General features: G+C 61.7%; 24 protein-coding genes. 14 read left to right on the top strand and 10 right to left on the bottom strand.

The features are described 5' to 3' along the window. Window positions 1-69: 69 nt before the first annotated feature. The 6 genes from GTP27_RS15505 (at window position 70) to GTP27_RS15530 (ending at window position 5,467) form a co-directional block, all read left to right on the top strand. Window positions 70-540, top strand: coding sequence for a disulfide bond formation protein B (locus GTP27_RS15505; protein WP_161040075.1), 471 nt, complete (start codon window positions 70-72; stop codon window positions 538-540). Further along, complete coding sequence (prmC, locus tag GTP27_RS15510) at window positions 537-1,394, top strand: peptide chain release factor N(5)-glutamine methyltransferase (RefSeq protein ID WP_161040076.1); 858 nt, start codon at window positions 537-539, stop codon at window positions 1,392-1,394. The genes GTP27_RS15505 and prmC overlap by 4 nt, the downstream gene beginning before the upstream one ends. A 164-nt stretch (window positions 1,395-1,558) precedes the next feature. Beyond that, complete coding sequence (gene gshA, locus GTP27_RS15515) at window positions 1,559-3,157, top strand: glutamate--cysteine ligase (RefSeq protein WP_161040077.1); 1,599 nt, start codon at window positions 1,559-1,561, stop codon at window positions 3,155-3,157. Window positions 3,158-3,197: 40 nt separating this feature from the next. Beyond that, the gene (locus GTP27_RS15520; protein WP_161040078.1) at window positions 3,198-4,241 is read left to right on the top strand and encodes a histone deacetylase family protein; all 1,044 of its coding nucleotides are present in this window, start codon (window positions 3,198-3,200) and stop codon (window positions 4,239-4,241) included. Between the two features lie 255 nt (window positions 4,242-4,496). After that, a complete protein-coding gene (locus tag GTP27_RS15525) occupies window positions 4,497-4,922 on the top strand; it encodes an organic hydroperoxide resistance protein (RefSeq protein ID WP_161040079.1) in 426 nt (141 codons plus the stop codon). Window positions 4,923-5,014: 92 nt separating this feature from the next. After that, the gene (locus GTP27_RS15530; protein WP_161040080.1) at window positions 5,015-5,467 is read left to right on the top strand and encodes a GNAT family N-acetyltransferase; all 453 of its coding nucleotides are present in this window, start codon (window positions 5,015-5,017) and stop codon (window positions 5,465-5,467) included. A gap of 48 nt (window positions 5,468-5,515) precedes the next feature. On the opposite strand, the gene GTP27_RS15535 is transcribed toward GTP27_RS15530, so the two are convergent. Both GTP27_RS15535 and GTP27_RS15540 read right to left on the bottom strand, forming a co-directional pair. Then, window positions 5,516-6,367: an FKBP-type peptidyl-prolyl cis-trans isomerase gene (locus GTP27_RS15535; protein WP_161040081.1), complete on the bottom strand. Its 852-nt coding sequence runs from the start codon at window positions 6,365-6,367 to the stop codon at window positions 5,516-5,518. A 129-nt stretch (window positions 6,368-6,496) separates the two neighbouring features. Further along, on the bottom strand, window positions 6,497-8,377 hold the full coding sequence (locus GTP27_RS15540) for a potassium transporter Kup (protein WP_161040082.1): 1,881 nt from the start codon (window positions 8,375-8,377) through the stop codon (window positions 6,497-6,499). A gap of 234 nt (window positions 8,378-8,611) precedes the next feature. On the opposite strand from GTP27_RS15540, the gene rarD reads away from it, so the two are divergent. Continuing rightward, window positions 8,612-9,487: an EamA family transporter RarD gene (rarD, locus tag GTP27_RS15545; RefSeq protein WP_161040083.1), complete on the top strand. Its 876-nt coding sequence runs from the start codon at window positions 8,612-8,614 to the stop codon at window positions 9,485-9,487. A gap of 80 nt (window positions 9,488-9,567) precedes the next feature. After that, on the top strand, window positions 9,568-11,235 hold the full coding sequence (gene ettA / locus GTP27_RS15550) for an energy-dependent translational throttle protein EttA (protein ID WP_161040084.1): 1,668 nt from the start codon (window positions 9,568-9,570) through the stop codon (window positions 11,233-11,235). Between the two features lie 57 nt (window positions 11,236-11,292). Here the strand turns inward: ettA and GTP27_RS15555 are convergent, their stop codons facing one another. From GTP27_RS15555 to GTP27_RS15590, 8 genes are all read right to left on the bottom strand, one after another. Then, window positions 11,293-11,883, bottom strand: coding sequence for an outer membrane beta-barrel protein (locus tag GTP27_RS15555; protein ID WP_161040085.1), 591 nt, complete (start codon window positions 11,881-11,883; stop codon window positions 11,293-11,295). 182 nt (window positions 11,884-12,065) lie between these two features. Then, on the bottom strand, window positions 12,066-12,671 hold the full coding sequence (locus GTP27_RS15560) for an alpha-ketoglutarate-dependent dioxygenase AlkB family protein (RefSeq protein ID WP_161040086.1): 606 nt from the start codon (window positions 12,669-12,671) through the stop codon (window positions 12,066-12,068). Window positions 12,672-12,750: 79 nt separating this feature from the next. Next, entirely contained in the window at window positions 12,751-13,089 is a 339-nt protein-coding gene (locus tag GTP27_RS15565; protein WP_371865934.1) for a hypothetical protein, read from the bottom strand. Between the two features lie 268 nt (window positions 13,090-13,357). Next, window positions 13,358-14,194 carry a Rossmann-like and DUF2520 domain-containing protein gene (locus GTP27_RS15570; protein ID WP_161040087.1) on the bottom strand — a complete coding sequence of 279 codons (837 nt, stop codon included), beginning with the start codon at window positions 14,192-14,194 and terminating at the stop codon, window positions 13,358-13,360. Between the two features lie 9 nt (window positions 14,195-14,203). Next, window positions 14,204-14,950 carry an MgtC/SapB family protein gene (locus GTP27_RS15575; protein ID WP_161040088.1) on the bottom strand — a complete coding sequence of 249 codons (747 nt, stop codon included), beginning with the start codon at window positions 14,948-14,950 and terminating at the stop codon, window positions 14,204-14,206. Between the two features lie 21 nt (window positions 14,951-14,971). Continuing rightward, on the bottom strand, window positions 14,972-15,229 hold the full coding sequence (locus tag GTP27_RS15580; RefSeq protein ID WP_161040089.1) for a hypothetical protein: 258 nt from the start codon (window positions 15,227-15,229) through the stop codon (window positions 14,972-14,974). Then, complete coding sequence (locus GTP27_RS15585; RefSeq protein WP_161040090.1) at window positions 15,226-17,040, bottom strand: aminopeptidase P family protein; 1,815 nt, start codon at window positions 17,038-17,040, stop codon at window positions 15,226-15,228. The genes GTP27_RS15580 and GTP27_RS15585 overlap by 4 nt, the downstream gene beginning before the upstream one ends. Window positions 17,041-17,134: 94 nt before the next feature. Beyond that, the gene (locus GTP27_RS15590; RefSeq protein WP_371865935.1) at window positions 17,135-17,854 is read right to left on the bottom strand and encodes a Crp/Fnr family transcriptional regulator; all 720 of its coding nucleotides are present in this window, start codon (window positions 17,852-17,854) and stop codon (window positions 17,135-17,137) included. A 171-nt stretch (window positions 17,855-18,025) separates the two neighbouring features. On the opposite strand from GTP27_RS15590, the gene GTP27_RS15595 reads away from it, so the two are divergent. Genes GTP27_RS15595 through GTP27_RS15620 form a run of 6 tightly spaced genes read left to right on the top strand, consistent with a single transcriptional unit; the run spans window position 18,026 to window position 25,007 of the window. After that, window positions 18,026-19,972: an AMP-dependent synthetase/ligase gene (locus GTP27_RS15595; protein WP_202416836.1), complete on the top strand. Its 1,947-nt coding sequence runs from the start codon at window positions 18,026-18,028 to the stop codon at window positions 19,970-19,972. Between the two features lie 30 nt (window positions 19,973-20,002). After that, window positions 20,003-20,836, top strand: coding sequence for an ABC transporter ATP-binding protein (locus tag GTP27_RS15600; RefSeq protein ID WP_161040092.1), 834 nt, complete (start codon window positions 20,003-20,005; stop codon window positions 20,834-20,836). 2 nt (window positions 20,837-20,838) lie between these two features. Further along, window positions 20,839-21,735 (top strand): branched-chain amino acid ABC transporter permease, encoded by an 897-nt coding sequence (locus GTP27_RS15605; protein WP_202416838.1) that lies wholly within the window; start codon window positions 20,839-20,841, stop codon window positions 21,733-21,735. Window positions 21,736-21,754: 19 nt separating this feature from the next. Then, entirely contained in the window at window positions 21,755-22,813 is a 1,059-nt protein-coding gene (locus GTP27_RS15610; protein ID WP_161040094.1) for a branched-chain amino acid ABC transporter permease, read from the top strand. Between the two features lie 44 nt (window positions 22,814-22,857). Next, window positions 22,858-24,156 carry an ABC transporter substrate-binding protein gene (locus GTP27_RS15615; protein ID WP_161040114.1) on the top strand — a complete coding sequence of 433 codons (1,299 nt, stop codon included), beginning with the start codon at window positions 22,858-22,860 and terminating at the stop codon, window positions 24,154-24,156. Next, the gene (locus GTP27_RS15620) at window positions 24,156-25,007 is read left to right on the top strand and encodes an ABC transporter ATP-binding protein (protein ID WP_202416840.1); all 852 of its coding nucleotides are present in this window, start codon (window positions 24,156-24,158) and stop codon (window positions 25,005-25,007) included. The genes GTP27_RS15615 and GTP27_RS15620 overlap by 1 nt, the downstream gene beginning before the upstream one ends. The last annotated feature ends 15 nt before the right edge of the window (window positions 25,008-25,022 follow it).

The following is a 25,022-nucleotide window of genomic DNA, read 5'->3' on the forward strand; positions in this document are numbered from 1 at the left end:
TAAGGCGGAATTGGCAACTCTGTGCGAGAATCATTCATACCATATTTGAACCCTCAACCGGATTTACAAATGAACCCATCGCGTACTCCGTTGCTGCTCATTTCCGCTGTCAGTTTCGCCATGCTGGCGGTCGCCCTGATCCTGCAGCATGTACTGGATATGCTGCCCTGCCCCCTGTGCGTGATCCAGCGCTATCTGTTCCTTGCCATCGGCATCGTCGCGCTGGTAGGCGCCTACCGCAAGCCGGTGTTCTACACCGGGCTGGGCCTGCTAGGCGGGCTGGCCGGTCTGGGCACAGCCGGCAAACATCTGTACGTGCTGGCCCATCCCGGCCTGTCGTGCGGCATCGACCCGATGGAAACCGTGCTCAACAAACTGCCGGCTGCCACCTATCTGCCTTTCCTGTTCCGCGCTGACGGCCTGTGCGAAGACGCCACCGCGCCCTTCCTCGGCCTGTCGATTCCGCAATGGTCCTTCCTCGGCTTTGCTGCCGTCACCGTCGCACTGGGCTGGGTCTTGCTGCGCCGTCGTAACGCATGATCCGCAGCACGGACGCGATACGCGCCGGCCTCAGCCTGGCCGCGGCACAGGTTCAGGCGCTGCTCGATCCGCTCGATAACCGCATCCTGCTGTGCCACGCGCTGGCCCTGAGCCGGGTCAGCCTGATCACCCAGTCCGAGCGTACCCTGAACGCCGAGGAAGCAGCGCGCTACGGCGCGCTGGTGCAGCGCCGCCTGAACGGCGAACCGGTGGCCTACATCGTCGGCCAGCGCGAATTTTTCGGCCTGCCCTTCGAAGTCAGCAGCGCCGTGCTGATTCCCCGTCCCGATACGGAACTGCTGGTGGAACTGGCGCTGGAACGCCTGCCGCCGCAAGGGCGCGTACTGGACATGGGGACGGGCAGCGGCGCGATCGCCGTGGCCATCGCCCACAGCCGCAAGGATGCGGCCGTGACGGCGCTCGACGTCAGCGCCGAAGCGCTGGAAGTGGCCAGCCGCAATGCCGCGCATAACCACTGCCACATCAATTTCCTGCGCAGCGACTGGTTTGCCGCGCTGGCACACCAGCCCCCCTACGATCTGATCGTCTCCAACCCGCCGTATATCGCCAGCGGCGACCACTATCTGGGTGTCGGCGATCTGCGTTTCGAACCTAGCGGCGCCCTGACCGATTTTGCCGATGGTCTGACAGCGCTACGCAGCATCATCGCCGGCGCCGCCCAGCACCTGCACGAAGGTTGCTGGCTGCTGCTCGAACATGGCTACGATCAGGCCGCCGCCGTGCGCGCCTGTCTGGTCCAGCACGGCTACGACGAGGTGCAAAGCTGGCAGGATCTGGCCGGCATAGAACGCGTCAGCGGCGGCCGGCTAAGGACGGACCGCCCTAGCACCTGAGCCGGAGCAGCGGCTGCCACATTTGATACACTAGCCAGCGATTTGCGCTGCGCCCCAAAATTGGGCGTCGGCCAACACGATTTTGCGTTTTCGGTTAATCTCGCTGCGGATCGCGGTTTCGCGCTCCGGCTGTCACCCTGCTGCACAAACGAAAGGAAAACCGAGTGTCTCCAACTTTGACTCGCCGTCTGGCCCTGCTGGCCCAGCCTGAGCACCACGCGCTGCTGGGTGGCCTGCGCGGCATCGAACGCGAAACCCTGCGCGTGGACGCACACGGCCAGATGGCCAGCACGCCCCATCCGCTGGCGCTGGGCTCGGCCCTGACGCACCCGCAGATCACGACCGATTACGCCGAGTCCCTGCTGGAATTCATTACGCCGGCCGAAACCGACATCGCCGACACCATCGCCAAGCTCGATGGCATCCACCGCTATGCCTACAGCAAGCTGGGACAGGAACTGCTGTGGAGCCAGTCCATGCCGGCCGCCCTGCCGGCCGAGCAAGACATCGCCATTGCCTGGTATGGCAGCTCGAACATGGGCATGCTCAAGCATGTGTACCGGCGCGGCCTGGCGCTGCGCTACGGCAAAGCCATGCAGTGCATCGCCGGCATCCATTACAACTACTCGCTGGACGAAGACCTGTGGCGTTTGCTGGCGGCCAGCGAGCCGGCGGCCCGCCCGCTCAGCGCCAAGGCCTACCAGTCGGACGCCTATCTGGCTACCATCCGCAATTTCCGCCGCTACAGCTGGCTGCTGATGTATCTGTTCGGCGCCTCGCCAGCGCTGCAGACGGGTTTCCTGCGCGGCCGTGCGCACCAGCTGGTAACCCTGTCGGACGATACCCTCTACCTGCCCTATGCCACCAGCCTGCGCATGAGCGACCTCGGTTACCAGAACGATGCCCAGTCCGGCCTGAGCCCGCACGAAAACTGTCTGGACAGCTATGTGGCCGCGCTCACCAAAGCCGTCAACCAGCCCTATGCGCCGTATGCAGCGCTGGGCACCAAGCGCGATGGCGAGTGGATACAGCTGAGCACCAACGTGCTGCAGATCGAAAACGAGTACTACGCCACCATCCGGCCGAAACGGGTGATCCAGACGGGCGAGCGGCCTATCCAGGCGCTGTGCTCGCGCGGCGTGCAGTACATCGAAGTACGCTGCATGGATGTCGATCCGTTCGAGCCGGTCGGCATCAGCCTGACGGCCGGCCGTTTCCTCGATACCTTCCTGCTGTTCTGCGCGCTCGAACACAGCGCCGCCATCACGCCGGAAGAAGGCTTGCGCCATACCGCCAACTTTGCCCGCACCGTCAAGGAAGGCCGCCGTCCCGGCCTGCTGCTGGACCGCGGCGATGCCGCTGTCACCCTGCAGGAATGGGGCCAGCAGTTGCTGGAACAGATGGCGCCCGTGGCGGCCCTGCTCGATGCCCGCCATGGCGACAGTTCGCACAGCAGCGCGCTGGCCGAGCAGGCCGCCAAGCTGGCCGATGCCAGCCTGACGCCGTCGGCCAAAGTGCTGGCCGCGCTGCGCGAACACGGCAACTCGTTTGCCGCTTTCGGGCTGGCGCAAAGCCAGCGCCATGCCGCCTACTTCCGCAGCCATGCGCCTAGCGCCGAAGAAAACGCCTATTTCGACCAGCTGGCCACGGCCTCGCTGGACGAGCAGGCGGAGATGGAGGCGGCACCGCGCATTCCGTTCGACGACTACGTGGCAGCCTACCGCGCCAGCAATCTCTGCCACTCCAGCGGCGAATGCGACTAAACTAGGGGCTTGTACACCGCAGCCATTGCGCGAGGCCCCTTTGCTCACCTTCTACAACGAACTGCACGCCCAGCACCGCGGCCGCCACGAATTCTTCCGTGGCGAGCTGACACCCTGCTTCGAAAAACCGGAGCGGGTCGACAGCGTGCTGGCCGAACTGGGGCGGCGCGGGCTGGGGCGCATCGTCACGCCGCAAGGGGTGCCGCTGATGTCGCTGGAACGCATCCACACGCCGCGCTATCTGCACTTCCTGCGCCATGCCTGGGCCGACTGGCTGGCGCTCGATCCGGCCAATGCCGGCAAGGACGCCTTCCCTGCGGTATGGCCGGTGCGCTCGCTGCGCAGCGATATCGAACCCGATAATTTCTGCGCCAAGCTGGGGCTGTACTCGATGGATAGCGGCACGCCGCTCACGGCCGGCACCTGGACGGCCGCCAAGACGGGCGCCGATTGCGCCGTCAATGCCGCCCATGCGCTGCGCCTCGGTGAACGCGGTGCCTTCGTGCTGAGCCGCCCGCCCGGCCACCACGCCGGTGCCGATTTCTACGGCGGCTACTGCTTCCTCAACAATGCCGCGCTGGCCGCCCAGCACATGCTCGACGATGGCGCGCGCCGCGTCGCCATCCTCGATCTCGACTACCACCACGGCAATGGCACGCAGAGCATCTTCTATGGCCGCAGCGATGTGCTGTTCATTTCCATCCACGCCGATCCGCGCTACGAATACCCGTTCTATCTGGGCCATGCCGACGAAAAAGGCGAAGGCGCGGGGCAAGGCTTCAACCTGAATCTGCCGCTGCCGGCCGGCAGCAGCGCGGCCAGCTGGTTCAGCGCACTGGAAACGGCCTGCATCCGCCTGGGCAGCTTCGCGCCCGATGCGCTGGTGGTGTCGCTGGGGGTGGATACCTTTGCCGGCGATCCGCTGTCGCGCTTCGCGCTGCAGAGCGCCGATTACCTGCGCATCGGCGAACGGCTGGCCTATCTGAACCTGCCCACCGCCTTCATTTTCGAAGGCGGCTATGCCGTCAAGGAACTGGGCACCAATGTGGTCAATGTGCTGGAAGGCTACGAAACTGCGCTATAACAGCGCTAGTCTGTACGCGATCCATCCCGTCGGTGACCAACACCAACGCTACTCACCTCGGACGCTGCGCTGGCCCGCTACCCCGGGCCAGTGCAAAAAATCTGAATTTTAAAAATTTCCAATTAAATCGCTTGCTATTTAATTTTGCGCGATGTATATTGCACACATGGACGCAAGAAAACGTCCGGAATTGCAAATCAAATAGCACGCTATACAATCGCCAACAACGTATTTTTATCTAAAAAGGAAACCATCATGTCGATCCAACAAGTTCTGTACCGCGCCAATGCTAAATCCACCGGTGGCCGTGAAGGCCGCGCTGTCTCGTCGGACGGCGTACTGGATGTGAAACTGACCACCCCGAAAGAACTGGGCGGCGCCGGCGCCGTGGGCACCAACCCTGAACAGCTGTTCGCCGCCGGCTACTCGGCCTGCTTCATCGGCGCACTGAAATTTGTCGGCGGCCGCGACAAGATCGCCGTACCAGCCGATGTAGCTATCGACGCCACCGTCGGTATCGGCGCCATCGAAACGGGCTTCGGCATCGAAGTGGAACTGAAAATCTCGCTGCCGGGTGTGGCGCGCGACGTGGCCGAGAAACTGGTAGCCGCTGCCCACATCGTCTGCCCTTACTCGAACGCTACGCGCGGCAACATCGACGTCACCCTGACCATCGTTTAAGCGCCGCGCCGCAGCGGCTGTACAGCCGCTGCCGCTACTATCGCGCCAGCCTTTGCCCTACAATCAGGCTTTCCCCACTACAGGAAGCTGCGATGATTGAATGGCAATGGCTGGCGTTTGACGATATTCCCCGCCACGACTGGTATCAGGTACTGCTGCAGCGCCAGCAGGTGTTCATCCTCGAACAGACCTGCCTCTATCCCGACATCGACGGCTGCGATCCGCTCTGCCACCACCTGATGGCCTGGCGCGAGATAGCCGGCGTGCGCACGCTGGTGGCCTATCTGCGCTGTGTGCCGCCCGGCGTGAAATACGCGGAAATGTCGCTGGGCCGGGTGCTCACTACCCAGGCCGGGCGCGGCAGCGGCATCGGCCACGCCTTGCTGGCCAAGGCCATTCCGCTGGCCGAAGCGCTGCATCCGGGCCATGGCTTCCGCATCGGTGCGCAAGCCCATCTGGAAAAATTCTACGGCGGCTACGGCTTCCGCACCGTCACCGAGCCGTATGACGAGGACGGCATCATGCACATCGATATGGTGCGCTAAAAAAGAAAAGGCAGCCGAAGCTGCCTTTTCTTTCATCATCGCCCAGGTTTATTTCACCGTCACCAGCTGGATATCGAAGATCAGCGTGGAGTTGGCCGGAATATTGCCCTGTGCAACCGAACCGTAAGCGAGGCTAGGCGGTATGGTCAGGGTACGGGTACCGCCTGCCAGCATGCCGACCAGACCCTGATCCCAGCCTGCGATCACTTTACCGGCACCCAGCACGAAGTCGAAGGTGCTGCCGCCTACATTCGATTCGATCTTGTTGCCGCGCAGATTAGCCTTGGTGCCGTCATACAGATACAGGGTGTAGTAGACGCTCAAAGTCTTGCCCGATGCCGCAGCCGTACCGCTACCCAGCACCACATCGAGGCTGGTCAGAGTCGTCGGCGGTGGCACCACGGCCGGAATAATCCCCTTGGTCACGTCGACCAGTTCGAAGTCATACACCAGCGGGCTATTGGCCGGAATGGCGGCATAGGTAATGCCGTTGGTGGTTACCGCTGCGCGCGAGCTGGTGCCATACGCCATATTGGCCGGCAGAATGGCAGTGCGCTTGCCGCCGATTTTCATGCCGATGATGGTCTGGTCCCAGCCCGTCACCACATTGCCCACGCCCAGCGTGAACGGTGCCGCCGGCTTGCCCGTATCGACCGAGCTTTCCACTTTGGCGCCTTTGAAATCAGCCTTGGTGGAGTCGTACAGATAGCCCACCAGATTGATGGTGACCAGATCACCGGCTGCTGCCACGGCACCGGTACCAACCAGTGTTTCCGTCACTTTATAAGCCGGTTGCACGATCACAGGCGTTACCGGAGTCTTATCGGTACCGCCGCCGCCACATGCCGTCAGGGCTGCCGCGCAAACAGCTGCCGCCACAATTTGAAACATCGATTTCATGGTCACCTTCGAGGAGTATTCGTTGTAAGCCGTGCGCCCCCGGGCGCTACGGAGCAGAAGTGTAGCAGAGAGCGGGGCTGGCGCCCCGGTCACTACATTCAGTTACATCTTTTTAACACGCTAGCGGGCTTAAATTTCCACCTGCGTGCCCAGTTCGATCACCCGGTTGGTCGGAATCTGGTAGTAGTCGGCGGCGCCGCGGGCATTGCGCGACATGGCCACGAACAGGTGTTCGCGCCACGTTGCCATGCCGGAGCCCGGGGTCGAGATCACCGTCTGGCGAGCGATGAAGAAGGAAGTCTCCATCATCTCGAAGGTCATGCCCAGACGTTCGCACTGCGCCAGCGCTTTCGGAATATCGGGTTCGTCCTTGAAGCCGTAGTGCACATTGAGCTGGTAGCACTGGTGACCAAGGTCGGTAATCTTCACCTGCTCCTCGGCCGGCACCCATGGCTCTTCCACCACGTGGACGGTAAAGAACACCACGCGTTCGTGCAGCACCTTGTTGTGCGACAGGTTATGCAGCAGAGCGTGCGGCACACCATCGCTCTCGCCACGCAGGAAGATGGCGGTGCCGTACACGCGGGTAGGCGGCGCCACGAACAGCGAAGAGAGGAACTCTTCCAGCGGAATCGCGTGCTTCTGCAGATTCTGGAACACCAGCTGGCGGCCGCGCTTCCAGGTCAGCATGGTGGTGAACAGGATAATCGCCAGCAGCAGAGGGAACCAGCCACCATGGAACAGTTTGAGCGTGCTGGCCGAGAACAGCAGCACGTCGATCACGATGAAGAAGCCGGTGGCACCGATGCACAGCCACAGCGGCAGGTTCCAGCGGTAGCGGATCACGAAGAAGGTCAGCACGGTGGTGGCCAGCATGGTGGCCGTGACGGCGATACCGTAGGCGCCGGCCAGCATTTCCGAGGAACCGAAACCGACCACGGCCATCAGCACGACAGCCAGCTGCAGCCAGTTCACGGCCGGAATATAGATCTGGCCGATTTCGCTGGCCGAGGTATGCATGATGCGCATGCGTGGCAGCAGGCCCAGCGCGATGGCCTGCTTGGTCATCGAGAAGGTGCCGGAAATGGTCGCCTGCGAAGCAATCACCGTGGCCAGCGTCGACAGCGCCACCAGCGGGTAGACGCTCCACGCGCCCAGCTGCTGGAAGAAGGGGTTGGAAATGGCTTCGGGACGGGTCAGCAGCAGTGCGCCCTGGCCCAGATAATTGAGCGCCAGCGCCGGGAACACGATCAGGAACCACGCCACGCGGATAGGATGTTTGCCGAAGTGGCCCATGTCGGCATACAGCGCTTCGGCGCCGGTAAACGCCAGTACCACGGCGCCCAGTGCGACGAAGGCAATCATGCGGTTTTCGAACATGAAGCGCAGCGCGTGCAGGGGATTGAGCGCCGTTAAAATTTCAGGCGCGGCCAGAATATTAATCACGCCCATCACGGCTAGTGCGGCAAACCAGATCACCATGATAGGGCCGAACCAGCGGCCGATACCGGCCGTGCCCTTGTGCTGCACGGCGTACAGCGACACCAGTACGATAATAGTGAGCGGCACGATGTACTGTTCCAGACCGGGCGCAGCCACGTCCAGACCTTCGATCGCGCTCAGCACGGAAATGGCGGGAGTAATCACGCTATCGCCATAGAACATGGTGGCGCCGAATACGCCCAGCAGCATCAGCGCATAGTGCCAGCGCTGCGTCTGCTTGGTAACGGAACTCAGCGCCAGCGCCATCAGCGCCATGATCCCGCCCTCGCCGCGGTTGTCGGCGCGCAGCACCAGACTCACGTATTTAAGCGAAACGATCAGGGACAGGCCCCAGAAAATCAGGGAAATAATCCCCAGCAGATTAGCCTCGTTCAATTGCAGGCCATGCACGGGGTCAAAAATAGTCTTCAGGGTGTACAGCGGACTGGTACCGATGTCGCCGTAGACAATGCCCACGGCCGCCAGCGTAAGTCCGGCGAGACTGCTTTTCTTGTGATGCTCGGTCAAGATTGCACCTGTTGTTGTTTTGGTGCATTGCACAATAGGCCAACTATTTGCAAAAGGCAAGGAGAATTTCGCATGACGGAATGTTCGATATTTCGATAACGACAGTGTACGCCGCTGTGCCCGGACTAGCGAGTTTTAGCGTGCTTTTCCGCCGCTTTCCGCCCCGCCCGCAGCAGCGCTACGCCATTTCAGCGATAATGGCCGACCGCCACATCCCCGCCCGCTCAGTCTGTCATGAACACCGGTATCTTATTCGCAACACTGTCCTTCTTCTGCTGGGGCATATTCCCGCTGTATTTCCACGCCATCAGCGCAGTGCCGGCCATGGAAATCCTCGCGCACCGGATGCTGTGGTCGCTGCTGTTCCTGATCATCGTGCTGAGCGTGCGCCAGCAATGGGGCTGGCTGCCGAAGGTGTTGCGCCAGCCGCGCGTGCTGGCCAGTTTTATCGCTTCCGCCGCCCTGCTGTCGGCCAACTGGTTTGTCTACATCTGGTCGGTAAACAACGGCCACGTGATCGATGCCAGCCTCGGTTATTTCATCAATCCCCTGATAAATGTGCTGCTGGGCCAGCTGGTGCTGAAAGAGCAGCTGCGCCGTGGCCAGTGGCTGGCCATCGCCGTGGCGGCCGCGGGCGTTATGTGGCTGACCTGGCAGGCGGGACAACTGCCGTGGATTGCCTTAATTTTAGGCATCACCTTCGGCGGCTACGGCCTGCTGCGCAAAACCGCCGCGCTGGCGGCACTGGAAGGGCTGTCGCTGGAAACCATGCTGCTGTTCCCTGCCGCCCTCGTCTATGTGCTGTGGCTGACCAGCCAGGGCGCCAACACCTTTATCAACACGCCGGCCGACAGCACGCGCTGGCTGCTGGCAGCGGCCGGACCGATCACGGCGATACCGCTGCTGCTGTTTGCCGCCGGTGCAAGACGCATCCCCATGGCCGTGCTGGGCCTGCTGCAATATCTGTCACCCAGCATGCAGGCCCTGCTGGGCGTGTGGGTATTCCACGAAGCTTTCCCGCAGACGCGCCTGATCGGTTTTCTCATCATCTGGTCCGCCCTGCTGCTGTATGTGGCGGAAGGCCTGTGGCAGAGCAAACGCGCTAAATAGTGGGCGGGCGGCGGGATTTATCGTATCCTGTCGTCCTCTCCCGGATTTCATTGCATCCCTCACACTTTATCGAGATTTGAATGGCAAATTACGTCTATACCATGAACCGCGTGGGCAAAATCGTCCCGCCCAAGCGCCAGATTCTGAAAGATATCTCGCTGTCCTTCTTCCCGGGCGCGAAGATCGGCGTGCTGGGCCTGAACGGCTCCGGTAAGTCGACCTTGCTGAAAATTATGGCAGGTCTGGATACCGACATTCAGGGCGAAGCCGTGCCTATGCCGGGCCTGAACATCGGCTACCTGCCGCAGGAACCGCAGCTCGATCCCGAAAAAACCGTCCGTCAGGAAGTGGAATCGGGGCTGGGCGAAGTGTTCGAAGCACAGGCCAAGCTGGAAGCCGTGTACGCCGCCTATGCGGAAGAAGACGCCGACTTCGACGCGCTGGCCACCGAACAGGCTAGGCTCGAAGCCATCATCTCCACCGCCGATGGCGGCAATCTGAACCTGCAGCTGGAAATGGCTGCCGACGCCCTGCGTCTGCCGCCATGGGATGCCAAGATCGGCGTGCTGTCCGGCGGCGAAAAGCGCCGCGTGGCGCTGTGCAAGCTGCTGCTGTCCAAACCGGACATGCTGCTGCTCGACGAACCGACCAACCACCTTGATGCGGAATCGGTGGAATGGCTGGAGCAGTTCCTGCTGCGCTTCCCCGGCACCGTGGTCGGCATTACCCACGATCGCTACTTCCTCGACAACGCTGCCGAATGGATCCTGGAACTGGACCGCGGCCACGGCATTCCATGGAAGGGCAACTACTCGTCGTGGCTGGACCAGAAGTCCAACCGTCTGAAGCAGGAAGAAGCCAATGAATCGGCGCGCCAGAAAGCGCTGGCCAAAGAACTGGAATGGTCGCGCCAGAATCCTAAAGCCCGTCAGGCCAAGTCGAAAGCCCGTCTGGCCCGCTTCAACGAACTGAGCGAATACGAATACCAGAAACGTAACGAAACCCAGGAGATCTTCATTCCTGTGGCCGAACGTCTGGGTAACGACGTGATCGAATTCAAGAACGTATCGAAAGCTTTCGGCGACCGTCTGCTGATGGAAAACGTCTCGTTCACCATTCCACCGGGCGCTATCGTCGGCATCATCGGCCCGAACGGCGCCGGTAAATCGACCCTGTTCAAGATGATCGCCGGTCTGGATACGCCGGACAGCGGCGAAGTGGTGATCGGCCAGACCGCCCGCATCTCGCTGGTGGACCAAAGCCGCGACAAGCTCGCCGACAACAAGACCGTGTTCGACGACGTCTCCGGCGGCGCCGACATGCTGACCGTGGGCCGCTTCGACATGCCGTCGCGCGCCTATCTGGGCCGCTTCAACTTCAAGGGTTCCGACCAGCAGAAGATCGTCGGCAATCTGTCCGGTGGTGAGCGTGGCCGTCTGCATCTGGCCAAGACCCTGCTCAAAGGCGGCAACGTACTGCTGCTGGATGAACCATCGAACGATCTGGACGTGGAAACCCTGCGTGCGCTGGAAGACGCGCTGCTGGAATTCGCCGGTTCCGTGCTGGTGATCTCGCACGATCGCTGGTTCCTCGACCGTATCGCCACCCACATCCTGGCCTTCGAAGGCAATTCGCAAGTGACCTTCTTCGACGGTAACTATCAGGAATACGAAGCCGACAAGAAGAAACGTCTGGGTGAAGAAGGCGCCAAGCCTAAGCGTATCCGCTACAAGCCGCTGACCACCTAAGCGACCTTGAAAACGCAGAAAGCCACCGCAAGGTGGCTTTCTTTTTGTCTGCTGCGCTTAGAAGTTGTAGCGCAGGCCAGCCGTGATGGCGCCGTTTTTGCGGCCCAGATCGATGTTGTTCTTGCCGTAGTTTTCGTACTCCAGCGAGACCTTCACGTTCTTGTTGACGGCATATTCAGCGCCGACCGAAGCGTACAGCGCGGTCTTGTTATCGCCGCCGCTGACCGAAGCGATGCCGGTGGTGCTGACGGCATTGTGGTTGCGTGCCACACCCAGTTTGCCGAACAGGGCGACCTGCTCGTTGACTGGCCAGGTGCCTTTACCGGCAGCATAGTAGGAATAGGCGTCAGTCTGCACGTGGCCGGCAGCGCCGCCTACCGTGTAGTCATAGCCTTTCTTGCCGAAGTCGGTATAACCGGCTTCCACCGCCCAGGTCTTGTCGATGTTGTAGCCAGCGTAGATTTTACCGGTGGCTTTATCGCCGCTGCGGTCGGTGGTGCTGGTGGCGTTCGGTACATCGAATTTGTAATGGCTGCCCACTACGCCCAGCCCGATGTAGCCGGTACCGGCGTCGTCAGGGGCAGCAAAAGCGGAAGAAGTGGCGAAAACAGCAGCGCTAGCGGCTACAGCAAACAGAATTTTTTTCATGATCGTGATCTTTCAGCAAAAATGATTAAGGACTTGCCTGGGATCGCAGTTCTGCGAAGTGCGATGTAGTCACGATAGCACTGCAGGACGGTGGCGTGCGCACCGAATCAGTAAGAAGTGTTACATGATGTAAGCCAAATAAAGATTGGCTCTAGAGGGCTTATTCAAAACTTAGATGAGGCTTAAGGGGTGCGCAGAATATTCCTGAAAGTCAGGTTGATGCGCTCGCCGCAGGGCCGGGTCTGCTTGTTGATGCCGTGCTGCCAGTGCTGCTGCAAGCTGCCGGCCATCAGTAGCAGGGCGCCGTCGCCGAGGTCGAGCTTGAGGGTCTGGCCGCTGTGGCGGTGTTTCAGGATGAAGGTGCGGGCGGCGCCGAAACTGAGCGAAGCTATGGCCGGCTGCGGCCCCAGTTCCGGCTCGTCATCGGCATGAAAGCCCATGCTGTCGCGTTCATTGCGGTAGAAGTTGAGCAGCACGCTGTTGAAGTGCCGCCCCGTGGCCTGTTCCACCGCCTGTTTCAGTTCCCGTTGCAAGGGCGTGAACGGCAGGGGGTGAAAAGTCTTGCCGGAATAACGGTAGCTGGCGTCGCCATGCCATGCCATCAGGCGCGGTTGCAGATGCAGCTTGCCCCATACCTGTATGTGCTCGGCACGCCATGCCGTTTCATCGCGCAGGCGCTGCATGGCCTGCTCGGGCGACAGGGCCAGCGGCAGACGCGGGGCAAACCACAGTTCGCCATCGCTGATGGGAATCTGGCGCAGGCTGGTATCGTCGGCGAATAAATCCATAAGCGTGATGATAGCGCTGAAGCGGAAAAAACAAAGGCGAGCCGCACGGGCTCGCCTTCAGATACAGACCGGAGTGCAATCAGGCGTAGGCTTCTGCCAGACTCATCACACGTGGCGTGATGGTAATGCCGATGCCGCTGAACAGCGCCGTAATGGCCGCCATATTGGCTTCCATTTCTTCCGCCTTCCAGCCCTGGAACAGGTCGGTGCCGTCTTTCTGGAAATGCAGATCCAGCACTTTGCCGCGATCCTTGTGGGTGTAGCCGCCGCTGTAGGTATTCTTGAAGCCCATGGCTGCCAGCGCTGCCAGCACTTCGGCAGGAGGATTATCCGGATCGGTGGCCATGAACACGCCAAAGGTCTTGCCCGGCGGTTTGGCGGCGATATCCACGTCGTAAATTCCTGGCGCTTTTGTCACGGTGGTACTTTTCAGAAATAACATGATCTAACCCCTATCCTCGGCGCACCGGCTCAAAAACTGATTCTGTAAGAAAACATTCCAAGAGACAAGCTTATTGCTAATTAGTGGATTTGTCGACTAATCCGCCCACTTATTTGTGAATTCGTACCAATAAAACTGCAAAGTTGGCAGCTTTACTTATCCGAGCTAACACTCCCCTTCTTCACAAATATACCCGCTCAATAGTGATTTGCAAGAAGATCAGACTGGCAGTGGTAAGCAGGCATCACTCGCCGCTGGCGTCCGCCTTTTTGCGCTGTGCCAGCGCTGCGGTGGGCGCGATCAGCGCGGCATACAACGCTCCGCTAGGCGGGTGCCATGCCTGCACGGCCTGCAATTGACGCTCGACAGTTGCCATATCGCCCCTTGCAATGGGGCCGCTCAGCGCCGTGGCAGCACCGAGCCGGAACACATTCGCCATCGATTCGCCCGCCAGCGGCTGCACCAGCTGGCGCGCCACCGCTTCCGGTATGCCGGCCGCCTGATAGGCCCGCAGCGCGGCATCGAGCACCGTCACCAGATAGTTACTGGCAAACACGGCCGCCGCGTGATACACGGTCTTGGCCGCCGCATCGATGGGCACCGGCTGGGCGCCTATGGTCTGCAATGCCGGCGTGAGCACGGCCAGCGCCGCAGCATCGCCTTCGATGCCGCAGTAGGTGCCGGCAAACGCCTGTGCTACGGCCTGCGGGTCGGCAAAACTGCGGATAGGATGGACGCTGGCCACTGCCGCACCGGCCGCGCGCACAGCCTGCAGGCGGTCCGAAGCCAGCGCGCCGCTGCAATGGAATACCACGCTGCCTGCCAGCGCCACGGCCTGCGCCAGTGCCTCGCTAGCGGGCACGATCTGGTCATCGCCCACGGCCAGTATGAATACATCGGCCGGCGCCAGTGCCGCATAACCGGCGACGGCGCTACCGCTGCCGATGAATGCCACCGCCTGCTCGGCCGAGGCGGTGGAACGGGTCAGCACCTGCTGTAGCTGCCAGCCTGCCTGCGCCGCCAGCAGGCGCCCCAGCACGCGGCCCACATGGCCCGCGCCGATCAAGGTAAATGTCGTCATGAGCAGGCTCTAATTGCGGGCGTGCGACAGCTGGAAGCTCTCGATCCCTTCGAACACGGCCAGCTCCGCCGACAGCACGGCCAGCGGCGCGCCACTGGCCTTGCTCAGCGCAATGGCCACAAAGCGCCATTCCTGCATGCCGCCTTCGCCACTTATCATCAGCGAGCCACCGGCGATTTCGTAGCCGCGCTGCAGCGCCATGGCGCGCAGCGCTTTCTCCTGCGGCATAAAGCCCTGCTTGAAGCGCATGGTGATGGCGATCGCGTGGCGTGACGGCAGCCAGGCTTCCACCTTGGTCAGGAAGATCATCGCGCCAGCGCACAGCATGGCCAGCCCCATCGCGCCCAGATAGAAGCCTATGCCCACCATCACGCCGATCACGGACGAAGCCCAGATCGATGCTGCCGTGGTCAGGCCGCTAATATTGAAGCCCTCGCGCATGATCACGCCGGCGCCGAGGAAGCCGATGCCGGTAACGATGCCCTGCACGATACGGGTAGGGTCGGACACCGCCAGCGTGGCCGTGCCGTGGCCGCCGAACCAGTCGGCCGGATAGCCGCCGATCACCGTCAGCGCGGCCGAAGCCATGCACACCAGACCGTAGGTGCGCATGCCCGCTGCGCGGCCATGGTAGGAGCGCTCGTAGCCCACCAGCAGGCCCAGTAGCAAGGCGCCGATCAGATTCATCAGGATCACCGCATTGGTCGCCAGCTCCTTGTGCGACCAGTAGGCAAACAGCATATCGATGGAGGGCATGGGACTGACCTTTCCGTGCGCTTAAGGCGCTTTTTTGACTAATTGTTTTTCGAAGGCGACGTCGAGTTTGCTGACCCTCTTGGGCGCAGCCGGTGCAATGCCGTTCACAAAGGCGACGAAATCGTCGAGTTCCAGCGCTGCGCACAGTGGCGGCTCGCCCGCGCCTTCACTCAGGAAGTAATGGCCGCTGCCGGTGCGCGACATGGAATAGCGGTTATTGCCGCTGCGTTTTTTCAGACGGTCCACGGCAGCCGTGGCGCGGGTGGCGCGGCCGCTCATACGGCCTCCGTGCGCAGTTGCAGCCATGCCAGCGCAGCGCCGGACAGCAGCGGCGCCAGCCGGGCACGCACCGTGGCGTGATAATTGTTGAGCCACGCCCGCTCGTCCTCGCGCAGCAGCGCCAGTTCCACACAGCGGGTATCGATAGGGCACAGGGTCAGCGTCTCGAATTCGAGGAAGTCGCCGAACTCGGTCTGGCCTGCCGGCCGGTTGTGCACCAGATTTTCTATCCGTATGCCCCACTGGCCGGGCCGGTACAGGCCAGGCTCGATGGAAGTGATCATGCCCGCTTCCATGGCCGTATGCGGTTCCGGCATGGCCGATGGCGAAATCGATTGCGGCCCTTCGTGTACATTCAGGAAGTAGCCCACGCCGTGGCCGGTGCCATGGCCGAAGTCCATGCCGGCGGCCCACAGGGGCGCGCGCGCAATCGCGTCCAGCATGGGCGACTTGCAGCCGCGCGGGAAGCGCGTGGCCGACAGCGCCATCATCCCTTTCAGCACCAGCGTGAAATCGCGCCGCTGCTCTGCCGTCATCTGCCCTACCGGCACCACCCGCGTAATGTCGGTGGTGCCGCCCAGATACTGGCCGCCGGAATCGATCAGCAGCAAACCATCGCCCTCGATCTCGGCATGGTGCTCGGGCGTGGCGCGGTAATGCATGCTGGCGCCATTGGCGCGGAAACCGGCGATGGTGGAAAAACTGGGGCTGATAAAGCCGGGACGGCGCGCCCGCGCTGCGGTAATTTCGCGGTCGATATCGAGTTCCGTCAGCGGGCCGCGCTGCGCATCGGCCAGCGTCTGTTCCAGCCAGCTGAAGAATTCGCACAGGGCCGCGCCATCCTGTTCCATGGCAGCGCGCACATGCACCAGATCCGCCTCGCTCTTGCGCGACTTGGCGAAGATGGCAGGGTTGATGGCATCGATTACGTGCACTCTAGCCGGTATCCACTGGCGCGTGCCGTAGCTGATGCGGCGCGGATCGATCAGCAGCGTGCTATCGGCCGGCAGCTGGCCGAGCCGCGCTGCCAGCTGCTCGTACGGCGCCAGTTTCACGCCATCGGCCGCCAGCGCCGCGCTCAGGGCCGCATCGATTTTGCCCGCCGTGACAAACAGCGTGGCTTGTTCAGGCTCGATCAGCGCATGAGCGAGAAAGACCGGGTTGTACGAAATATCGCTGCCGCGCAGATTGAACAGATAGGCGATATCGTCCAGCGCCGAAATCAGGTGCAGGCGTGCGCCCAGCTGCTGCATGGCCTCGCGCAGCCTGGCCAGCTTGTCGGCGCGGCGCTGGGTGGCATACGGTGGCAGGTGCTCGAACACGGGCGCCTGCGGCATGCCGGGGCGCTCCGTCCACACCTGCTGCAGCAGATCGAGCCCGGTCCGCAGCGTTACGTCTTTGGCCTGCAGGGCCAGCGCCAGCTGGCGGCCTATGGCCAGCCCCAGCACATTGCCATCGACCGCCACCGTCTGGCCAGCCTGCATATGGGCGGCCAGCCAGTCCACATACTGCACGCTGGCGCCAGAGGTGAGCTTCATCAGGCTGATGCCGGTGCCGGCCAGCTGCTGCTCGGCCTGCGTCCAGTAGCGCGCATCGGTCCAGATGCCGGCAAACTGCGGCGTGACGATCAGGGTGCCGACCGAGCCGGTAAAACCGGACAGCCATTCGCGCCCCTGCCAGCGGGCAGGCAGGTATTCGGACAGATGGGGATCGGCAGAAGGAATCATCAGGGCATCGATCTGCTGCTGATGCATGGCCTCGCGCAAGCGCGCGATGCGCTCGACGATGGCAGAAGTATGAGTTGTAGGCATGGGTGTTTCTTTATCCGGTGTGCCGCTGCTGCGGCCTTGCTGTCTGCAATCATACCGCGATTGCCTGCCGGTGCGGCAGCGCGTGCGGCCTTGGCTAGCGTGCCGCCGCGCTGCTGTCGGCCTGATAGCGGCGCAAGCCTTCCAGATCGAGGATGCAGATGCCGCCGTAATCGAGCCGCAGCAGGCCCTGTCTTTCCAGCAGTTGCAGCGCCTGATTGGCGCGCTGGCGCGAAGCGCCCGACAGCAGGCCCAGCTCCTCCTGCGAAATCTGGATCAGCTTATCGGGCCCCGGATTCAGCCCCGGAAACAGATGGGAGTTGAACATGGAGCCCAGGCAGCGCGCCACCCGCGTATCGGGATCGAGCAGGCGGTCGTTTTCCACCATGCCGATAAATTGACCCAGACGCTCATTGAGCTGCATGAGCAAAAAGCGCGTGAACGGCAAACTTGATTCCAGCAGCCAATGAAAAGTGGCTATGGGCAAGCGCAAGATGCGGCTATCGCGCAACGCGATGGCATCGTATTTGAGAATTTCGCGTTTTAACAACGAACCTTCGCCAAACCAGCCGCCGGGCGGCACGCCGGAAAAGGTCACGCTTTTGCCATTGGCCGAGAAGTTGGTCATCTTCACCATGCCATCCATAATGCCCAGCCAGTTCTCCACCATCTCGCCCTTGCGGCACACGTAGCCGCCTTTAGGTACAAAGGTTTCGAACGTATCCGCCTCCACCCGCGCCATCTGTTCGGGCGTGAGCTGCTGTGCCCAGATGGCACTGCGCAAGGCTTGCTGCATGGATATACGGGATTCGCTCATTGCTGCTTCGCACCATCAAAAGTCGGCCAATTGTCGTCGAAATGACATCTTCTGGCCCATCATCAGGCTACTATCATCACATAAAAATCGCACAAAAAGGCTGAGGCACAAAAAAATGGCGGCATGACCGCCCTGCCCGTTCGCCCTACAAGCTAATCGCAACAGGAGACACTGGTGCAACCACAGAACGCTACTTTTCCCCGCTGGCTGCAAACCCATGCGCAGGTACGGCCCACCCGCCCCGCATTTCGCGAGAAATATCTGGGCATCTGGCAAAGCTGGAACTGGGCCCAGGTGCAGGACGAAGTCCGCGCGCTGGCCTGCGGGCTGGCCGCCATCGGCTTCAAGCGCGGCATGAATCTGGCCATCATCGGCGACAACCGCCCCCGTCTTTACTGGTCCATGCTGGCCGCGCAATGCCTGGGCGGCGTACCGGTGCCGCTATATCAGGACGCGCCTGCTGCCGACATGGCCTATGTGCTGGAAAACGCCGAAATCCATTACGCCATCGTGGAAGATCAGGAGCAGGTAGACAAGCTGCTGGAACTGAAAAGCGTGTATCCGCACATCGCCCACATCGCCTATGACGACGAACGCGGCATGCGCCACTACCGCCAGCCGGAACTCACTTCCTTTGCCGCCTTGCAGGCGCTGGGCCGCGAGTGGGACCGCCAGCATCCGGGCGCCTTCGACGCCGCCGTACAGCAAGGCCAGGGCAGCGACAACGCCATCATCCTGTACACCTCGGGCACCACCGGCAAACCCAAAGGCGTGTGCCAGACCCACGCCGCGCTGATCGCCGCCGGCACTGGCGGCGTAGGCTTCGAAAAGCTCACCGATCAGGAAGACATCCTGTCCTATCTGCCGATGGCGTGGGTGGGCGACTGCCTGTTCTCGTTTGCCCAGGCCATGACGGCGGGCTTTACCGTCAACTGCCCCGAATCGGGCGACACGGTGATGACGGACATGCGCGAGATCGGCCCTACCTACTACTTTGCGCCGCCGCGCGTATTCGAAAACATGCTGACCACGGTGATGATACGGATGGAAGACGCCGGCGCCATCAAGCGCCAGCTATTCCACCGCTTCATGGCCGTGGCGCGCCGCGTGGGCGCCGACATCCTCGACGGCAAGCCGGTAGCTTTCGGCGACCGGATGGCGTATGCGCTAGGTCAGGCTCTGGTGTACGGCCCGCTGAAGAACGTGCTGGGACTGTCGCGTGTGCGTGTCGCCTACACGGCCGGTGCCGCCATCGGCCCCGACCTGTTCCGCTTCTACCGCTCCATCGGCGTCAACCTCAAGCAGTTCTACGGCTCCACCGAAACCTGCGCCTACATCTGTTTGCAGCCGGATGGCCACATCAAGTTCGACAGCGTGGGCCTGCCCGCACCGGGCGTGGAAGTCAGACTGGCCGATAACGGCGAAGTGCTGGTCAAGTCGCCCACGCTGATGGACTGCTACTTCAAGCGTCCCGACGCCACCGCCGAAGCGATCGATGCCAACGGCTACTTCCATACGGGCGATGCAGGCCTGTTCGACAGCGAGGGCCACCTGAAAATCATCGACCGCGCAGCCGATGTGGGCAAGATGAACAGCGGCGCCATGTTTGCGCCCAACTACATCGAGAACAAGCTCAAGTTCTTCCCCTTCATCAAGGAGGCAGTGGCGTTTGGCGACCAGCGCGATCAGGTCTGCGCCTTCATCAACATCGACATGGAAGCCGTGGGCAACTGGGCCGAACGGCGCAGCATCGCCTATTCCGGCTACACCGATCTGGCTGCGCACCCGCAGGTCTATGGCCTGATACGCGACTGTATCGAACAGGTCAATGCCGATCTCGCTGCCGAGCCTATGATGGGCGACACCCAGATCCACCGCTATCTGGTGCTGCACAAGGAACTCGACCCCGATGACGACGAGCTGACCCGCACCCGCAAAGTGCGGCGCAAATTCATCGCCGAGAAATACGCGGTGCTGATTGCGGCCCTGTATGAAGGCAAGAGCTCGCAGTACATCGAGACGCAGGTGAAATTCGAAGACGGCCGCACCGGCATGGTGGCCGCCGATCTGAAAATCGACACCTGCAAAACCTATCCGGCCGTACAGGCAGCCGCCTGAACGCCACCACGCATGACCAAGGAAGCCATCATGCTGATGAACGAACCTGAAACCCGCTTCGATGCGGCGGCCAACGAGCCCACTGGCCGCAAGATAGGCCCCGTGATCCTCGACCTGCAGAATATCTCGCTGTCGTTCGGCGGCGTACGCGCGCTGACCGACATTTCCTTCAATGTGAAGCAGCACGAAATCCGCGCCATCATCGGCCCTAACGGCGCCGGTAAAAGCTCGATGCTAAACGTGATCAACGGCGTGTACCGCCCGCAGCAGGGCGAAATCATCTACCGCGGCCAGCACCGCCGCAATATGGACTGCTATGCGGCGGCCAAATCCGGCATCGCCCGCACCTTCCAGAATATCGCCCTGTTCAAAGGCATGACGGTACTCGACAACATCATGACGGGCCGTAACCTGAAGATGAAATCGAACTTCCTCATGCAGGCGCTGTACTGGGGGCCGGCACGGCGCGAGGAAATCGAACACCGCGTCAAAGCCGAAGAAATCATCGACTTCCTCGAAATTCAGGCCATCCGCAAAACCCCGGTAGGCCGCCTGCCCTACGGCCTGCAGAAGCGGGTGGAGCTGGGCCGCGCGCTGGCCGCCGAGCCGGAAATCCTGCTGCTGGACGAACCCATGGCCGGCATGAACGTGGAAGAGAAGCAGGACATGTGCCGCTTCATCCTCGATGTGAACGACCAGTTCGGCACCACCATCGTGCTGATCGAGCACGACATGGGCGTGGTGATGGATATCTCCGACCGCGTGGTGGTGCTCGACTACGGCAAGAAGATCGGTGACGGCACGCCGGACGAAGTGCGCACCAATCAGGATGTGATCAATGCTTACCTCGGGGTGGCCGAATGAATCTGAATTTTTTCTTTGAAGTGCTGATCGGCGGCCTGCTGTCCGGCGTGATGTATGCGCTGGTGGCCATCGGCTTTGTGCTGATCTACAAGGCCTCCGGCGTGTTCAACTTCGCGCAGGGCGCGATGGTGTTCTTTGCTGCCCTCACCTGCGTGGGCATGGTCGACCAGTTCGGCCTCTCGCTGTGGCTGGCCGTGCCGCTCACCATCGTGGTGATGATCATGCTCGGCATCGCCATCGAAAGGGTGGTGCTGCGCCCGCTCGTCAACCAGCCGGAAATCACCCTGTTCATGGCCACCATCGGGCTGGCCTTCTTCATCGAAGGTCTGGCCCAGCTGGTATGGGGCGCACAGGTGCACAAGCTGGAACTGCCGATCGAAGACGTGCCGTCCGAATACCTGATGGAGAAGTTCAACATCCTCGTTTCGCAGTTCGACATCATGGCCGCTGGCGTGTGCGCGCTGCTGGTGACGACACTCGCTCTGATGTTCGCCAAAACCAAAGTGGGCCGCGCCCTGCGCGCCGTGGCGGACGACCATCAGGCGGCGCTGGCCGTCGGCATTCCGCTGCAGCGCATCTGGGCCGTGCTGTGGGCCGTGGCCGGTCTGGTGGCGCTGGTAGCCGGCATGCTGTGGGGCGCCCGTAACGGCGTGCAGTTCGCGCTCACCTTCGTGGCACTGAAAGCCCTGCCCGTGCTGATCCTCGGCGGCTTTACTTCCATGCCGGGCGCCATCATCGGCGGCCTGATTATCGGCGCATCGGAAAAAATGGCCGAGGTGTATATCGGCCCGCTGGTAGGCGGCGGCATCGAGGGCTGGTTCCCTTACGTGCTGGCCCTGTTATTCCTGCTGGTACGGCCGGAAGGCCTGTTCGGCGAAAAAATCATCCGCAGAATCTGACCGGACTAAGGACACTAACATGCTCTACCGTGAAGCAGGACAATTCAAAACCAGCTATCAGGCCGACAGCCAGATTTTCCCCATCCTGCAGGACCGCGTGGCACTGCTGTCGCTACTGGTAGTGGCCATCGTGGTGGTGCCGCAGCTCGCTTCGGCCTACACGCTGTCTGCCATCCTGATCCCCTTCCTGATCTTCTCGCTGGCGGCGCTGGGCCTGAACATCCTCACCGGCTATGCGGGCCAGCTCTCGCTCGGTACGGCCGCCTTCATGGCGGTGGGAGCGTTCGCCTCGTATAATTTCATCGCCCGCCTGCCCGGCCTGCCCATCCTGCTGGCCTTCGTGCTGGGCGGTCTGAGCGCTGCCATGGTGGGCATCGCCTTCGGCCTGCCCTCGCTGCGTATACGCGGCTTCTATCTGGCCGCGTCCACACTGGCCACCCAGTTCTTCGTGGTGTGGTGCCTGACCAAGATACCCTACCTGACCAACTACAGCGCTTCGGGCGTGATCACGGCGCAGAAAATCGTCATCTTCGGCTACAGCTTCGAAACGCCGGCCAGCAAATACCTGCTGGTGCTGGCCGTGGTGGCGCTGATGGCCCTGCTGGCCAAGAACATGATCCGCTCCAACGTGGGCCGTTCGTGGATGGCCGTGCGCGATATGGACGTGGCAGCGGAAGTGATCGGCTTTCGCCTGATGCGCACCAAGCTGCTGGCGTTTGCCGTCAGCTCGTTCTACTGCGGCGTGGCCGGTGCCCTGTATGCCTACGCCTATCTGGGCACCGTGGAACCGGAAGCCTACAGCCTCGATCTGTCGTTCCGCATCCTGTTCATGGTAATTATCGGCGGCGTGGGCTCGGTGCTCGGTTCCTTCCTCGGCGCCGCCTTCATCGTGCTGCTGCCGGTATTCCTCAACATCGTGGCGCACAGCTTCGCCCTGCCCACCAGCGTGGCCTCCAATCTGGAGCTGATGGTGTTTGGCGCCCTGATTATCTTTTTCCTGATCGTCGAGCCGCATGGCTTGGCGCGCTTGTGGCAAATCGCAAAAGAGAAACTGCGACTGTGGCCTTTCCCGCACTGATCGCGCATAACTTCAAACCAGAGGAGACATCCATGAAACCGAACATGAAGCACATTGCATCCGTAGTTCTCGGCCTGACCCTGGCAGCAGCTGGTAGCGCCTATGCAGACGACCAGTATGTGGCCCTGCCTTCCTACCGCGTGGGCCCTTATGCGGCCGGTGGTTCCGGCTTCTACGGCGGCGTCATCGACTACTTCAATCTGGTCAATCTGTCGGGCGGCGTGAACGGCGTGAAGATCAGCTGGGAAGAGTGCGAAACCGAATACAACCCTTCGCGCGGGGTGGAATGCTACGAACGCCTGAAAACCAAGAACGGCGGCGCCACCATGGTGGAACCGCTGTCCACCGGCGTGGCCTACGGCATACTTGATCGACTGGCCACCGACAAAATCCCCATGACCACCATAGGCTATGGCCGTTCCGACGCCGCCAACGGCAAGGTGTTCCCGTATGTCTTCCCGCTGATTACCAGCTACTGGAATCAGGCTGCCGCCATGATCAAATATCTGGGCGACAAAGCCGGCGGCATGGATAAACTCAAGGGCAAGAAGATCGTCCACCTGTACCACGATTCGGCCTTCGGCAAGGAACCTATGCCGGTGCTGGACGCCCTGTCCAAGCAGTACGGCTTCGAGCTGATCAAGATCCCTGTCACCCCGCCGGGCACCGAGCAGCAATCCCAATGGCTGCAGATCCGTCAGGCCAATCCTGACCACGTGATCCTGTGGGGCTGGGGCGCCATGAATGCCGTGGCCATCAAGACGGCCCAGCGCAACGGCTTCCCGCGCGAGAAAATGCTGGGCGTATGGTGGGCCGGTTCGGAAGAAGATACCGTACCTACGGGCGATGCAGCCAAAGGCTATAGCGCCATGACCTTCAACACTCCCGGCAACTACCCGCTGATGGAGGAAATCCACAAGAAGCTGTATGACGCCGGCAAAGGCAATCTGGCCGACCGCAGCCGCATCGGCTCGGTCTACCACATGCGCGGCGTCAGCGCGGCCATCCTGTGGGTAGAAGCCATGCGCACGGCGCAGGATAAATTCGGCAAGGGCAAACCTGTCACCGGCGAACAGATGCGCTGGGGTCTGGAACACCTGAACGTGGATGAAGCTCGCCAGAAAGCCATCGGCGCACTGGGCATGCTGCCGGTGGTGAAAACCAGTTGCGACGACCACGAAGGCTCGGGTGCCGTGAAAGTCCAGCAGTGGGACGGCAAGAAGTGGAATGCCATCACGCCTAACTGGGTAGTGGGCGACAAGGCGCTGACCCGCAAACTGCTGGAAGAAAGCTCGGCAGCCTATGCAGCCGAGAAGAAAATCACCCCTGCCTGCGCCAAATGATGAACCACGCTGCTACCACTGCTAACGCCGCCGCTACGGCGGCTGCAGCGCCACCCTATCTGTCGGTGAATAACGTGGAAGTGATTTACGACCACGTGATTCTGGTGCTGAAAGGGGTGTCGCTGCAGGTCCCGCAGGGCAAGATCGTGGCCCTGCTGGGCGCCAACGGCGCCGGCAAATCGACCACCCTGAAAACCATCTCCACCCTGCTGCGCGGCGAACGCGGCGACGTCACCAAGGGCGAGGTGCAGTTCAAGGGAGAGCGCATAGACCAGCTCACGCCCAACGAGCTGGTGAAACGGGGCCTGTCGCAAGTGATGGAGGGGCGTCACTGCTTCGGCCACCTGAGCATCGAAGAAAATCTGCTGACCGGCGCCTACACGCGCAATGCCTCGCGGGCGGAACTCAAGGAATCGCTGGAAAAGGTGTACCACTACTTCCCGCGCCTGCGCGAGCGGCGTGCCAGCCAGGCCGGCTATACCTCGGGCGGCGAACAGCAGATGTGCGCCATCGGCCGTGCGCTGATGGCCAAGCCTTCCATGATACTGCTCGATGAACCATCGATGGGCATTGCGCCGCAAATCGTGGAAGAGATCTTCGGCATCGTCAAGGACCTGAACAGCAAGGAGAACGTGTCCTTCCTGCTGGCCGAGCAGAACACCAGCATCGCCTTGCGCTACGCCGATTTCGGCTACATCCTCGAAAACGGCCGGGTGGTGATGGAAGGCGCAGCGGCCGAACTGTCGGCCAACGAAGACGTCAAGGAATTCTATCTGGGCGTGTCCGGCGCGGGCCGCAAGAGCTTCCGCGACATGAAGTTCTACCGCCGCCGCAAGCGCTGGCTGGCTTAGACCAAAGGATAGCAA

Source organism: Duganella qianjiadongensis, from assembly GCF_009857915.1.
Taxonomy (GTDB): Bacteria; Pseudomonadota; Gammaproteobacteria; order Burkholderiales; family Burkholderiaceae_D; genus Rugamonas; species Rugamonas qianjiadongensis.

Coding starts and splice junctions, on each gene's coding strand:
- GTP27_RS15505 (WP_161040075.1), top strand. CDS start 70: ATGAACCCATCGCGTACTCCGTTGCTGCTCATTTCCGCTGTCAGTTTC.
- prmC (WP_161040076.1), top strand. CDS start 537: ATGATCCGCAGCACGGACGCGATACGCGCCGGCCTCAGCCTGGCCGCG.
- GTP27_RS15525 (WP_161040079.1), top strand. CDS start 4,497: ATGTCGATCCAACAAGTTCTGTACCGCGCCAATGCTAAATCCACCGGT.
- GTP27_RS15530 (WP_161040080.1), top strand. CDS start 5,015: ATGATTGAATGGCAATGGCTGGCGTTTGACGATATTCCCCGCCACGAC.
- GTP27_RS15535 (WP_161040081.1), bottom strand. CDS start 6,367: ATGAAATCGATGTTTCAAATTGTGGCGGCAGCTGTTTGCGCGGCAGCC.
- rarD (WP_161040083.1), top strand. CDS start 8,612: ATGAACACCGGTATCTTATTCGCAACACTGTCCTTCTTCTGCTGGGGC.
- ettA (WP_161040084.1), top strand. CDS start 9,568: ATGGCAAATTACGTCTATACCATGAACCGCGTGGGCAAAATCGTCCCG.
- GTP27_RS15555 (WP_161040085.1), bottom strand. CDS start 11,883: ATGAAAAAAATTCTGTTTGCTGTAGCCGCTAGCGCTGCTGTTTTCGCC.
- GTP27_RS15560 (WP_161040086.1), bottom strand. CDS start 12,671: ATGGATTTATTCGCCGACGATACCAGCCTGCGCCAGATTCCCATCAGC.
- GTP27_RS15570 (WP_161040087.1), bottom strand. CDS start 14,194: ATGACGACATTTACCTTGATCGGCGCGGGCCATGTGGGCCGCGTGCTG.
- GTP27_RS15575 (WP_161040088.1), bottom strand. CDS start 14,950: ATGCCCTCCATCGATATGCTGTTTGCCTACTGGTCGCACAAGGAGCTG.
- GTP27_RS15580 (WP_161040089.1), bottom strand. CDS start 15,229: ATGAGCGGCCGCGCCACCCGCGCCACGGCTGCCGTGGACCGTCTGAAA.
- GTP27_RS15585 (WP_161040090.1), bottom strand. CDS start 17,040: ATGCCTACAACTCATACTTCTGCCATCGTCGAGCGCATCGCGCGCTTG.
- GTP27_RS15590 (WP_371865935.1), bottom strand. CDS start 17,854: ATGAGCGAATCCCGTATATCCATGCAGCAAGCCTTGCGCAGTGCCATC.
- GTP27_RS15600 (WP_161040092.1), top strand. CDS start 20,003: ATGCTGATGAACGAACCTGAAACCCGCTTCGATGCGGCGGCCAACGAG.
- GTP27_RS15610 (WP_161040094.1), top strand. CDS start 21,755: ATGCTCTACCGTGAAGCAGGACAATTCAAAACCAGCTATCAGGCCGAC.
- GTP27_RS15615 (WP_161040114.1), top strand. CDS start 22,858: ATGAAGCACATTGCATCCGTAGTTCTCGGCCTGACCCTGGCAGCAGCT.
- GTP27_RS15620 (WP_202416840.1), top strand. CDS start 24,156: ATGAACCACGCTGCTACCACTGCTAACGCCGCCGCTACGGCGGCTGCA.